The sequence below is a fragment of the Bacillus sp. Bvel1 genome (assembly GCF_014872755.1).
GTDB classification, from domain to species: domain Bacteria; phylum Bacillota; class Bacilli; order Bacillales; family Bacillaceae; genus Bacillus; species Bacillus velezensis.
The window spans coordinates 620,808-633,657 of record NZ_JAAOBZ010000006.1; the positions used below are offsets into that span (position 1 = coordinate 620,808).

The window sequence follows — 12,850 nt, forward strand, 5'->3', positions numbered from 1 at the left end:
CCGGCTGCATGACATGACCGGGCGTTTTATCCGTTTACTCAGCCGGATGAAAGGCTGTATAAATGCCTTCAAGCAAGTCCTGAGGCAGTGAATTAAAGAATCCGGCACACAGCTTTGCTTCTTTTTTTCCTGCTCCTGCTTTTTCAGCAAGGTCCTGATCAAACGTATACACACCGTCTTCTTCAATCAGCGCAGATTGAAGGATATGAAGACTTTGGGAAAAAGCGGTGAACAGCTGATCAGCGATAAGGGCCTCTTTTTCCGTAAATCCGAGCTCCACCGCTTTTTCTTTATTAAATGTATATTCGCCGTCCGTTTTCTCAATACATTGAGAAAGAACGGTTAAAAATTCGGTTGAACTGTCCCACAGCTTTTGAATGGTCTGTGCGGCTTCTTTATCTAATCCCAATTCAACCGCTTTTTCACCGTCAAAATAATAGACGCCGTCTTTTTCGTAAATCGATTGGCTGATGATGTCAATGAGTTTTGCCGTGTCTTCCGGTGTTTTCTCTGCGGAAGCCTGCAGGGCATGCGGTTCATTTGCCTGAATCGTTTTTGCGCCGGCAGAATCAAGCGGACTGAATGCAAGCAAGGCGGCTGAGGCGGTTGCGGCGGCAGTTACAGCGGTTTTCTTCAAAAAAGATGTTTTCATTTCATTCTCTCCTTGTCATGTGTATTTGCTTACAGTCACAAGTATAAAAAGACAATGATGGAATTGATATAGGAGGTATGGTATTTTCTGCATAACGATGCCGGACTATTTCAGACTGTATATTCTGAGGGAATCTGCTGATGTAACTAGAATGGGGGCCGTCATTCCCGGCTTCCTGACTAGACGGCGGGGGAGATAAGCCTTACATCTGGAGTCTGTTTTTGAGGAGGTAAAAAAGCCTGAATCTTTGATTCAGGCTTCATAAGATATTGTCTTTCCATGTTTACGGAATTTTGCAAAGGGTCATGCTTTTAATCAAGCAGTCCCTGTTCGCGCATTTTTTTCTTTACGGTGAAACCGCTTCCCATCATGGCGATAACGAGAACAATGCTTCCGATGATACCCCATGCGCTTTTCTCAGCGATTGATACGCCGATCAGCATCATGCTGAAGACTGCTGCGAATGCAAATAATAATAAGAGCCAATTCAATTTTTTCATATTTCCATCCCCTTTAACGTCATACTTTCAGTTTACAGAAAAACGTAACGCTTTTAAAGAGGATGTGTGGTATAATATGAAAGTTATCTAATTTTTTTAGGAGATGAAAATGTGAAACTTCGAAACGATCTTCGCAACATCGCGATTATTGCCCACGTTGACCATGGGAAAACGACTTTGGTAGACCAATTGCTTCACCAAGCCGGAACATTCCGTGCCAACGAAAATATTGCCGAACGCGCAATGGATTCAAACGATCTTGAACGTGAACGCGGTATTACAATTCTTGCGAAAAATACTGCGATTAACTATAAAGATACACGCATTAATATTTTGGACACTCCGGGACACGCCGACTTCGGCGGAGAGGTAGAACGGATTATGAAAATGGTTGACGGCGTTCTGTTAGTCGTTGACGCTTATGAAGGCTGCATGCCGCAAACCCGTTTCGTACTGAAAAAAGCCCTTGAGCAGAACTTAAATCCGGTTGTCGTCGTAAACAAAATCGACCGTGATTTCGCCCGCCCGGAAGAAGTCATTGATGAAGTGCTTGATTTGTTCATCGAGCTTGACGCAAACGAAGAACAGCTTGAGTTCCCTGTCGTCTACGCTTCTGCGATTAACGGAACGGCAAGTCTGGATCCGAAAAAGCAGGACGAAAACATGGAATCACTGTATGAAACGATTCTTGAACATGTCCCTGCCCCGGTAGATAACGCCGAAGAGCCTCTTCAATTCCAAGTGGCGCTGCTTGATTACAATGATTATGTCGGCCGTATCGGTATCGGACGCGTTTTCCGCGGCACGATGAAAGTGGGTCAGCAGGTTTCATTGATGAAACTTGACGGAACGGTTAAATCATTCCGCGTAACGAAAATCTTCGGTTTCCAAGGATTGAAACGCGTGGAAATTGAAGAAGCGAGAGCGGGAGACCTTGTTGCCGTTTCGGGCATGGAAGACATCAACGTCGGTGAAACGGTTTGTCCGGCTGACCACCATGAGCCGCTGCCGGTTCTGCGCATTGATGAGCCTACGCTTCAAATGACATTTGTCGTAAACAACAGCCCGTTTGCAGGCCGTGAAGGCAAATATGTCACAGCCCGCAAAATTGAAGAGCGTCTGAACGCGCAGCTTCAAACTGACGTCAGTCTTCGTGTCGAACCGACTGCATCACCAGACGCATGGGTTGTTTCAGGACGCGGTGAGCTTCACCTGTCCATTTTAATTGAAAACATGCGCCGTGAAGGCTATGAGCTTCAAGTGTCTAAACCTGAAGTTATCATTAAGGAAATTGACGGCGTCAGCTGCGAGCCTGTTGAGCGCGTGCAGATTGACGTGCCTGAAGAGCATACCGGTTCTGTTATGGAATCAATGGGTGCGAGAAAAGGCGAAATGCTTGATATGATTAATAACGGAAACGGCCAGGTCCGCCTGATCTTTACCGTACCTTCACGCGGACTCATCGGCTATTCTACTGAGTTTCTGTCACTGACACGCGGTTTCGGTATCCTGAACCACACGTTTGACAGCTATCAGCCGATGCAAAAAGGCCAAGTCGGAGGCCGACGTCAGGGTGTGCTCGTTTCCATGGAAAACGGAAAAGCGACATCTTACGGAATTCAAGGTATTGAAGACCGCGGCGTCATCTTCGTTGAGCCCGGAACAGAAGTGTATGAAGGCATGATTGTCGGCGAACATAACCGTGACAATGACCTTGTTGTCAATGTCAGCAAAATGAAACAGCAGACAAACGTACGTTCCGCTACGAAGGATCAAACGACTACGATTAAGAAAGCGCGCATTATGTCGCTTGAAGAATCACTCGAGTACTTAAACGAGGATGAATACTGCGAAGTAACGCCGGAATCCATCCGTTTAAGAAAGAAAATCCTGAATAAAAACGAACGTGAAAAAGCGGCGAAAAAGAAAAAAACAGCAGGAATGTCTTAATCACTTGCAGAATTTGAAAAGGTAGAACCCGAACGGAAAAGGGGAGGGGGATCTTTTTGAATGAAGTAAGTGAACGGCTGTCGTTCTTTGCGGCTCTTTACCAAGTGGATGAGCATCCGCTGGCGGGAATGTGGCTGTTATACGGAACGATCGTCGTGCTTTCGGTGATTGTATTTAAACTCGGCTTTGCCAAACGGCTGCCGGTTTTGAAGGCTGCGGCAGTTTATCTCTTTCTCGTGCTCGGCTGCACCGTGCTGACTTTTTTCGGTGTGTTTCTGCCGGTCGGAGAAGGGCTTGTTGTTGCCGCCTTGATTTTGATCATTTACAAAATCCGTCTGCACCAGTCCAAAAAAAGCCAGTCAGCTAAACCGCAATAAAAAAATGACCTTGCCTTCCGGCGGGTCATTTTTTATTCGGTTTATTTTTTCAGTTTATCTTTTTTCGCTTTTTGTCCAGGATGAAAGGAAAAGTGTCCGGTATTCAGCCGCGCCTCCGTTTTGATTTTGATTCGGTCATGGCATTCCCGGCACATATATGTATGAATCGGACGATTGCGGAGGCGTTTGGCTGTCAGTGTTTCATCATCAATTTGTTCGATTTTGTCGCAAATGGAACATTTTACTCTCATTGATTTTCACCTCTTTCACTATGACAAGCATTATATCATGGATGCCCCTCCTGCCAAAGGGAAAGAAAGCAGCGCCCTTCTTTTGGAGCGGGCGCTGCTTTTTACTGGCGGTTTTTCATATGATGATCCGATTGATCGTTCTGTTCGTTCTGCAGCTTGTTCTGGTCTCTTTGGTTCAGCTGATCATCATTCGATTGAGTCGGTGATTCTTTTTCATTGTCGGTCACATCATTCGGGACTTCCGGCATGACACGACCGACGATGGCGGCAAGTTCGTCCAAAATGCCTGAAACGGGGCGGCCGGCTTTAATGTCGCTGCCCATGCCTCTCAGACGGGAAACCGTATCAGGATCAGCCACGACAACGGCATTGGCGCCGTAAGGATCGTTTTTTAACGCCTGGGCAACCGTGTATTTAATGCTCTCCACTTTGCTTCTTTCTAAATTGTCATCCACATCGATTCCGACAACGGAGTATCTTCCGAGTACAACCGCGGTGGCATCTGAAATGCCGGGGATTTTTTCGGTTACCTCGACGAGATGCTTAGCGATGTCTGTCCGGCCGGGATTTTCAGCTGTCTCAGGAGCCGTATTTTTCACATGAATCGGTTTTGCATCACGCTGATCGGTTGATTCGTTCTGGATATTGCGGCCGCGGCCGTCCTGTACAGCAGTGCAGCCGGTCAGGATAAACAAGGCTTGTATGATAATGAAAAGAATTCGCACGTCAGATTCCCTCCTTGAATGCTTTCATTTATTTTATTGTTGAATTAACCTTCTATCTTTATTCACCAAATCATATATTTTAGCAGGCATCCCCGTTTTTCGCGGAAAGAGAAGCACACGATGGGCTTTGATCCTTATTTCAGGAGGCTGAGACTTGAGTAAAATTTATGTGTTAGATACGAATGTACTTTTGCAGGATCCTAACGCCATTTTTTCCTTTGAAGAAAACGAAGTTGTCATCCCCGCCGTCGTGCTGGAAGAGGTCGATTCAAAAAAGCGGTATATGGACGAGGTCGGGAGAAATGCGAGGCACGTATCTAAGCTGATAGACGGGCTCAGGGAGAAAGGAAGGCTGCACGAGAAAGTTCCGCTTGAAAGCGGAGGAACGCTCAGAATTGAACTGAACCACCGGTCATTTCATCAGCTCCAAGAAATATTTATCGAAAAAACGAATGATAACCGCATTTTGGCGGTGGCAAAAAATTTAAGCCTTGAGGAGGAAACGAAAGAAAACGGCCGCCTCGTCATCCTGGTCAGCAAAGATGTGCTTGTCAGGGTAAAGGCGGATGCCATCGGGCTTTTGGCGGAGGATTTTTTAAACGACAGAGTCGTTGATCATGATGAAATATATAGCGGGTACAAAGATATATTTATGAATAAAGAGCGGTTTGCCTCGTTTTATAAAAACAAACAAATTCCAGTCAAGGAGCTTCAGCAGCATCAGGTTTATCCGAATCAATTTGTGCTGATGAAAGATGAATTAGGAGGATCTTCGTCTGCGGTCGGCATGGCGGATAAGAAAGGAGAGACCGTAAAAAGACTCGTTTTCGATGATGAGCACGTATGGGGGATCAGGCCGAAGAACGTCCAGCAGACAATGGCGCTCGAACTCCTGCTGAGGGAAGATATCCCGCTTGTCACCCTGATCGGAAAAGCGGGAACGGGAAAAACCTTGCTTGCTCTCGCGGCAGGGCTTCTGCAGACGGAGGATCTCGGTATTTATAAAAAGCTGATCGTCGCGCGTCCCATCGTCCCGGTGGGAAAGGATATCGGATATTTGCCGGGCGAAAAGGAGGAAAAGCTCAAGCCGTGGATGCAGCCGATCTTTGATAATCTTGAATTTTTATTCAATGCGAAAAAGCCGGGTGAACTTGAAGCGATTTTGGCAGGAATCGGATCGATTCAGGTGGAGGCGCTGACATACATTCGGGGAAGAAGCATTCCGGATCAGTTTATTATTATTGATGAGGCTCAGAATCTGACGAGGCATGAGGTCAAAACGCTTTTGACAAGGGTGGGAGAGGGCAGCAAAATTGTCCTGATGGGCGATCCGGAGCAAATAGATCACCCATACTTAGACAGTTTAAACAACGGACTTGCTTATGTTGTAGAGCGGTTTAAAGGACAAACCGTCTCCGGCAGCGTGAAGCTTGTGAAAGGTGAGAGATCCGGCCTTGCACAGCTTGCCGCCGATTTGTTATAAAACTTCGATTTCTGTGACGCCCGTTATCGGTTTTTCAAAGTCTCCGTCCACGTAAAAATGGACCGGACCGCCGTCTTGAAGCGGTTTCCCCGCATCGCTGAAATGCGCGATTGCGTCCATCGCCTTTTCAAGCGGCACTTCGGTTCTTTCTGATTTTGAAATAAATGCGCACAGGACAGCGCTTTCTTTCGGCTCGGCATTTGCTAAAACAGCGCCGAGCTTCATGGCGAAGCTGCCGTTCATCAGTCTTTCTTTTTCATAACGTTTTTCACTTTTTAAAGTCGGCGGCGAAATGCGCCCTTCTCTGATCACCCGTTCAGGATCAAGCGTATGCTCCTGGGTTTCTGCAGAGCCGTCCGGATGAACAGGCTGATTGTTTTCAAACGGAAATTTGCGGTCATCGAAAATCCAGACACTCGGATCAATTGTAATCGGGTATGTAACATTGCCTTTTACTTGAATAACGCTCATGTTGAAGCCCCCCTTTACTTAAAGTATAAAAGTTTTCGCATGAATTGTCACTTTGCGTTGCAAATTAGATGTATACAACGGCAGCGAAGTGAGGATGATCGACATGGTATGCCGGCATTACCAAGAGCTGGACGCATTAGTTCAGGAAGCGAAAAAAAGAACCGAAGAAGGCAAAGTAGCAGACTATATTCCGGCTCTGGCTGAATCTGAACAAGACAGCCTTTCGGTCACGATTTATCATGCGGAAAATACATGTCTGACGGCAGGAGACGCCGACCGGACATTTACGCTGCAGAGCATTTCGAAAGTGCTTTCTCTGGCGCTCGTACTGATGGATTACGGAAAGGAAAAGGTGTTCAGCTGCGTGGGTCAGGAGCCGACCGGCGACCCGTTTAACTCCATGATTAAGCTTGAAACAGTGAATCCGGGCAAGCCTTTAAATCCGATGATTAATGCGGGAGCTCTCATCGTTACGGGTTTAATTAAAGGGCATTCGCCGAAAGACCGCCTGGATTACCTGCTCGGATTCATCAGAAGACTTGCGAACAATCAGGACATTACATATTGCAGACATGTCGCGGAATCGGAATTCAAATCTTCCATGATTAATCGGGCCATGTGTTATTACATGAAGCAGTATGACATTTTTAAAGGCGATGTTGAAGAGGTCATGGATTTGTATACAAAACAGTGCGCGATTAAGATGAGCAGTCTGGATTTAGCCAAAATCGGCTGTGTATTCGCCCTTGACGGCAAGCATCCGGAAACCGGGGAGCAGGTCATTAAAAAAGATGTGGCGAGAATCTGCAAGACGTTTATGGTGACATGCGGCATGTACAATGCGAGCGGGGAATTCGCAATCAAGGTCGGCATTCCCGCTAAAAGCGGCGTTTCGGGAGGAATCATGGGCATTTCGCCGTACAACTTCGGAATCGGTATATTCGGCCCGGCGCTTGATGAAAAAGGCAACAGCATCGCGGGTGTGAAGCTTTTGGAAATCATGTCTGAGAAATACAGGCTGAGTATTTTTTGAAACATTTTTTATCATAACATCTGCTTAAATCCTCTTGCAATTTCATCTGATACCCTTTATGATAAATAGAAGAATTAGGTACTCGCCTGGGGAACGGAGGGATACTTTTGGCTTCAGAGATTATAGTTGACCATCAGCAGAAAGCATTCGAGCTGTTGAAGTTAGATGCTGAGAAGATTTTGAAGCTGATCCGAGTACAAATGGATAACTTAACGATGCCTCAATGTCCTCTGTATGAAGAGGTCTTGGATACTCAGATGTTCGGACTGTCGAGGGAAATCGATTTTGCTGTCCGCCTGGGATTAGTTGACGAAAACGACGGCAAAGAGCTGCTGGACAGACTTGAAAGAGAACTGTCTGCTTTGCATGACGCGTTTACAGGAAAATAAATGATCAAACTCAAACTATTCAACGGTTTGGGTTTTTTTATAACCGTAAACCGTTTTTTTGCATCTTCTTTTCGTAAGACGGTCTCTTAATCTGCATTTCATCCGAAAAACTATAAAGAAACTGCGTAAATTGTTTATGAATTATAGTAAAATATAATACGCAATAGGTATTAAACGTAAGCTTTAAGCAGGAAAGAGGATGTTATGTTTAAAAGAATGTTAAAATCTTACGATTATTCATTGATATGCGCTATCATTCTGCTGTGCAGTTTCGGATTGGTAATGGTATACAGCTCAAGCATGATTACCGCCGTTATGCGTTACGGCGTGAGCAGCGACTATTTCTTTAAACGGCAGCTGTTCGCCGTCATCGCGGGGTTTGTGCTGTTTATTATCGCGGCCGTTTTTCCGTACAAAGTGTTCGCCCATCAAAAGATTCAGAAAATCATACTGCTTGCGTCAGTGGCTGCGCTTTGCGCGCTGTTTGTTTTCGGACATGTTGCCGGAAATGCGCAAAGCTGGTTTAAAATCGGCGGAATGGCCATTCAGCCGGGGGAATTTGTCAAGCTGACCCTGATACTGTATCTTGCCGCGGTGTACGCAAAGAAACAAAGCTACATCGATCAGCTTTTGACGGGGGTTGCGCCGCCGGTGATCGTCACCGTAGTCATTTGTGCGCTTATCGCTATTCAGCCCGACTTCGGAACGGCGATGATTATCGGTCTGATCGCGTTTTGCGTCATTATGTGTTCGGGATTCAGCGGAAGGACCCTGCTCAGGCTGGTTCTCATGGCGGGAATCGTATTACTCCTTGTCAGCCCGATCATTTATCTGAAATGGGACGATATTTTGACACCCGGGCGTATGAGCCGGTTTGAAAGCCTTGAAAATCCATTTAAATACGCCAGCACATCAGGTCTGCAGATTATAAATTCGTATTATGCGATCGGCTCAGGCGGTTTTTTCGGTCTCGGTCTTGGAGAAAGCATTCAAAAATACGGTTATCTGCCTGAATCGCATACAGACTTTATTATGGCGGTTATTTCAGAGGAGCTCGGCATTTTCGGCGTCCTGTTTGTCATTGTGCTGCTGGCTTTTGTGGTGTTAAAAGGTTTTTATATTGCGAGAAAATGTGAAGATCCGTTCGGAAGCCTTTTGGCAATCGGGATATCCAGCATGATTGCGATTCAGACCTTTATCAATCTCGGCGGTGTCAGCGGTTTAATTCCGATCACAGGTGTTCCGCTGCCGTTTATCAGCTACGGGGGATCATCAATGTTTTTGTTATTGACGAGCGCCGGTATATTGGTGAATGTCAGCATGCATGTCAAGTACTCAGAAAAGAAGAAAAAGAGGGAGCCCGTTCCGTCTAAAGGGGTAAAAAGACGGCAGACGGAAAAATCTGTGTATCTCTAAAAAACAAGTGTATACACAGGGCGGATATTCCTTTATTATAAACTACATATTTATTAGGCCAAGGGGGAGAAAAGTTTGTCACAACAATCCATCCAAAAAGTGTTAGTAGCAAACAGGGGAGAAATTGCGATCCGGATTTTCCGGGCGTGCACAGAATTGAACATCAGAACGGTAGCCGTTTATTCAAAAGAAGATTCGGGCTCCTATCATCGCTATAAAGCGGATGAAGCTTATCTTGTGGGCGAAGGCAAAAAACCGATTGACGCGTATCTTGATATTGAAGGGATTATTGAGATCGCAAAAAGAAACGGCGTTGATGCCATTCATCCGGGCTACGGATTTCTCTCTGAAAATATCCAATTTGCGAGACGCTGTGAAGAAGAGGACATCGTATTCATCGGACCGACGTCAGCGCATTTGGATATGTTCGGAGATAAGGTAAAGGCGAGGGAGCAGGCGGAAAAAGCCGGTATCCCCGTTATTCCGGGGAGTGACGGACCGGCTGAAACATTAAAAGATGTCGAACAATTCGCAAAAGTCCACGGATTTCCGTTTATTATTAAAGCATCGCTCGGAGGCGGAGGCCGCGGCATGAGAATCGTCCGAAGCGAAAGCGAATTGAAAGAATCGTTTGAGCGGGCCAAATCAGAAGCGAAAGCCGCATTCGGAAATGATGAAGTGTATGTTGAAAAACTGATCGAAAATCCTAAGCATATTGAAGTTCAGGTGATCGGAGATAAAGAAGGCAATGTCGTCCATCTGTATGAGCGGGACTGTTCCGTTCAGAGACGCCATCAAAAGGTCATTGAAGTGGCGCCGAGTGTATCTTTGCAGCCTGAATTAAGGGACGAAATCTGTGAAGCGGCTGTGGCGCTTGCGAAAAATGTCGGCTATATCAACGCGGGGACCGTGGAATTTCTCGTAGCGGGCGGTGAATTTTACTTTATTGAAGTGAACCCGCGCGTACAAGTGGAGCATACGATTACGGAAATGATAACGGGGGTTGATATCGTTCAGACGCAGATTCTCGTCGCGCAGGGCCACGGACTGCACAGCCGCGCCGTCAATATCCCAGAGCAGAAAGACATTTTTACAAACGGGTATGCGATACAATCACGTGTGACCACTGAAGATCCGCTGAATGACTTTATGCCTGACACGGGTAAAATTATGGCTTACCGCTCAGGCGGCGGTTTCGGCGTCCGCCTTGATACGGGAAACAGCTTCCAGGGCGCCGTCATCACGCCTTATTATGATTCACTGCTCGTCAAGCTGTCGACATGGGCGCTGACGTTTGAACAGGCATCAGCGAAAATGGTCCGCAACCTGCAGGAATTCAGGATCAGGGGCATTAAGACCAATATTCCGTTTCTTGAAAACGTGGCAAAGCATGAAAAATTCCTGACGGGCCAATACGACACATCGTTTATCGACACAACGCCTGAGCTGTTTGTTTTCCCAAAACAGAAGGACCGCGGAACAAAAATGCTTTCCTATATCGGCAATGTCACGGTGAACGGTTTTCCGGGAATCGGGAAAAAAGAAAAACCTGCATTTGATAAGCCTCAGACCGTTACGTTAGATATCGGGGAAAAGCCGGCAAGCGGTACGAAACAGATCCTTGATGAAAGAGGCGCCGAGGGACTTGCAGACTGGGTGAAAGAGCAAAAATCCGTGCTCCTGACCGATACAACGTTCAGGGATGCCCATCAGTCCCTGCTCGCAACACGGATCAGGTCCAATGATTTGAAAAAAATCGCGAATCCTACGGCTGCCCTGTGGCCTGAACTGTTCAGCCTTGAAATGTGGGGAGGCGCGACATTTGATGTAGCGTACCGTTTCTTAAAAGAAGACCCTTGGAAACGCCTTGAAGATCTCCGTAAGGAAGTGCCGAACACATTGTTCCAGATGCTCCTTCGTTCATCAAATGCCGTCGGTTATACAAACTATCCCGACAATGTCATTCAAAAATTTGTCCGGCAGTCAGCGGAGTCCGGTATCGACGTATTCCGGATCTTTGACAGCCTGAACTGGGTAAAAGGGATGACGCTGGCCATCGATGCCGTCCGTGAAACCGGAAAAGTGGCGGAGGCTGCGATTTGTTACACGGGAGATATTCTTGATAAGACCCGGACGAAATATGATTTGCAATATTATCTTTCTATGGCGAAAGAGCTTGAGGCGTCTGGTGCGCACATTCTCGGCATTAAAGACATGGCCGGTCTTTTGAAACCTCAAGCCGCATATGAACTTGTCTCAGCGCTGAAGGAAACGATTGATATTCCCGTTCATCTTCATACGCATGATACGAGCGGCAATGGCGTCTTTCTCTATGCCAAAGCTGTTGAAGCGGGTGTGGACATCGTGGATGTCGCCGTCAGCTCAATGGCGGGTCTGACTTCACAGCCGAGCGCAAGCGGATTTTATCATGCGCTTGAAGGAAACAGCCGCCGTCCTGAAATGGATGTCCGGCAGGTGGAAAGACTGTCACAATATTGGGAATCCGTCCGTCAGTATTACAGTGAATTTGAAAGCGGGATGAAGTCTCCGCATACTGAGATTTATAATCATGAAATGCCGGGCGGGCAGTACAGCAATCTGCAGCAGCAGGCAAAAGGAGTCGGTCTGGGCGATCGCTGGAATGAGGTGAAAGACATGTACAGCGTCGTCAACCGCATGTTCGGCGACGTCGTGAAAGTAACACCTTCCTCCAAAGTCGTCGGAGATATGGCGCTTTACATGGTGCAAAACAATTTAACAGAACAAGATGTTTATGATAAAGGCGAAACGCTTGATTTTCCGGATTCAGTCGTTGAGCTCTTTAAAGGGCAGATCGGTCAGCCGCACGGCGGATTTCCGGAAAAACTGCAAAAGCTCGTTCTGAAAGGACAGACGCCGATCACGGTAAGACCGGGTGAGCTGCTTGAACCGGTATCTTTTGAAGGCATTAAAGAAGAATGGAAAGAAACGCATCAGATGGAATTGAGTGATCAGGACGCAATCGCGTATGCTCTTTATCCGAAAGTATTTACTGAATATGTTAAAACGGCTGAACGCTTCGGTGATATTTCCGTATTGGACACACCGACTTTCTTCTACGGCATGACACTCGGTGAAGAAATCGAAGTGGAAATCGAGCGCGGAAAAACGCTGATCGTGAAGCTTGTATCTATCGGTGAACCGCAGCCAGATGCGACACGTGTCGTTTATTTCGAATTGAACGGCCAGCCGCGCGAGGTGGTCATTAAAGATGAAAGCATTAAATCGTCCGTACAGGAAAAATTAAAAGCAGATCGGACAAACCCAAGCCACATTGCGGCATCCATGCCGGGAACGGTCATTAAATTGTTAACGGAAACCGGGGCAAAGGTAAATAAAGGCGATCATCTGATGATTAATGAAGCGATGAAAATGGAGACGACGGTACAGGCACCGTTCTCCGGGACAATACAGCAGATTCATGTGAAAAACGGTGAACCGATTCAGACAGGCGATTTACTGATCGAAATTGAAAAAGCGTAAAAAATGAACATAAAAAACCTGATCCGCCCCGTGTGCGATCAGGTTTTTTATATGTGAAAAGGCCGAAGCTCTGATGCTTCG

At 46.6% G+C, this 12,850-nt stretch carries 12 protein-coding genes; 7 read left to right on the forward strand and 5 right to left on the reverse strand.

Annotated features, from left to right (window positions below; all coding sequences use genetic code 11):
* Nucleotides 1–34 precede the first annotated feature (34 nt).
* Nucleotides 35–652, reverse strand: a complete 618-nt coding sequence (locus HAP68_RS07130) for a hypothetical protein (RefSeq protein ID WP_024085269.1) — start codon at nucleotides 650–652, stop codon at nucleotides 35–37.
* A gap of 311 nt (nucleotides 653–963) precedes the next feature.
* The gene (locus HAP68_RS07135; protein WP_003154504.1) at nucleotides 964–1,152 is read right to left on the reverse strand and encodes a YlaF family protein; all 189 of its coding nucleotides are present in this window, start codon (nucleotides 1,150–1,152) and stop codon (nucleotides 964–966) included.
* Nucleotides 1,153–1,263: 111 nt separating this feature from the next.
* On the opposite strand from HAP68_RS07135, the gene typA reads away from it, so the two are divergent.
* Together typA and HAP68_RS07145 are read left to right on the forward strand one after the other, a co-directional pair.
* Nucleotides 1,264–3,102: a translational GTPase TypA gene (typA, locus tag HAP68_RS07140; protein ID WP_003154502.1), complete on the forward strand. Its 1,839-nt coding sequence runs from the start codon at nucleotides 1,264–1,266 to the stop codon at nucleotides 3,100–3,102.
* A gap of 56 nt (nucleotides 3,103–3,158) precedes the next feature.
* Nucleotides 3,159–3,479 (forward strand): YlaH-like family protein, encoded by a 321-nt coding sequence (locus HAP68_RS07145; protein WP_014304952.1) that lies wholly within the window; start codon nucleotides 3,159–3,161, stop codon nucleotides 3,477–3,479.
* A gap of 41 nt (nucleotides 3,480–3,520) precedes the next feature.
* Here the strand turns inward: HAP68_RS07145 and HAP68_RS07150 are convergent, their stop codons facing one another.
* A complete protein-coding gene (locus HAP68_RS07150) occupies nucleotides 3,521–3,730 on the reverse strand; it encodes a YlaI family protein (protein ID WP_003154499.1) in 210 nt (69 codons plus the stop codon).
* Nucleotides 3,731–3,831: 101 nt separating this feature from the next.
* Nucleotides 3,832–4,455 (reverse strand): YhcN/YlaJ family sporulation lipoprotein, encoded by a 624-nt coding sequence (locus HAP68_RS07155; RefSeq protein WP_003154498.1) that lies wholly within the window; start codon nucleotides 4,453–4,455, stop codon nucleotides 3,832–3,834.
* 154 nt (nucleotides 4,456–4,609) lie between these two features.
* On the opposite strand from HAP68_RS07155, the gene HAP68_RS07160 reads away from it, so the two are divergent.
* The gene (locus HAP68_RS07160; protein ID WP_003154497.1) at nucleotides 4,610–5,938 is read left to right on the forward strand and encodes a PhoH family protein; all 1,329 of its coding nucleotides are present in this window, start codon (nucleotides 4,610–4,612) and stop codon (nucleotides 5,936–5,938) included.
* Here HAP68_RS07160 and HAP68_RS07165 read toward each other — a convergent pair.
* Nucleotides 5,933–6,409: a hypothetical protein gene (locus HAP68_RS07165; RefSeq protein WP_003154496.1), complete on the reverse strand. Its 477-nt coding sequence runs from the start codon at nucleotides 6,407–6,409 to the stop codon at nucleotides 5,933–5,935. The genes HAP68_RS07160 and HAP68_RS07165 overlap by 6 nt on opposite strands.
* A 103-nt stretch (nucleotides 6,410–6,512) precedes the next feature.
* On the opposite strand from HAP68_RS07165, the gene glsA reads away from it, so the two are divergent.
* The 4 genes from glsA (at nucleotide 6,513) to pyc (ending at nucleotide 12,769) form a co-directional block, all read left to right on the forward strand.
* Nucleotides 6,513–7,442: a glutaminase A gene (glsA, locus tag HAP68_RS07170; RefSeq protein ID WP_003154495.1), complete on the forward strand. Its 930-nt coding sequence runs from the start codon at nucleotides 6,513–6,515 to the stop codon at nucleotides 7,440–7,442.
* A gap of 107 nt (nucleotides 7,443–7,549) precedes the next feature.
* Complete coding sequence (locus HAP68_RS07175; protein ID WP_003154494.1) at nucleotides 7,550–7,831, forward strand: Fpa/YlaN family protein; 282 nt, start codon at nucleotides 7,550–7,552, stop codon at nucleotides 7,829–7,831.
* 204 nt (nucleotides 7,832–8,035) lie between these two features.
* Nucleotides 8,036–9,247 (forward strand): FtsW/RodA/SpoVE family cell cycle protein, encoded by a 1,212-nt coding sequence (locus HAP68_RS07180; protein WP_003154492.1) that lies wholly within the window; start codon nucleotides 8,036–8,038, stop codon nucleotides 9,245–9,247.
* A gap of 75 nt (nucleotides 9,248–9,322) precedes the next feature.
* The gene (pyc, locus tag HAP68_RS07185) at nucleotides 9,323–12,769 is read left to right on the forward strand and encodes a pyruvate carboxylase (RefSeq protein WP_003154490.1); all 3,447 of its coding nucleotides are present in this window, start codon (nucleotides 9,323–9,325) and stop codon (nucleotides 12,767–12,769) included.
* Nucleotides 12,770–12,850: the final 81 nt, after the last annotated feature.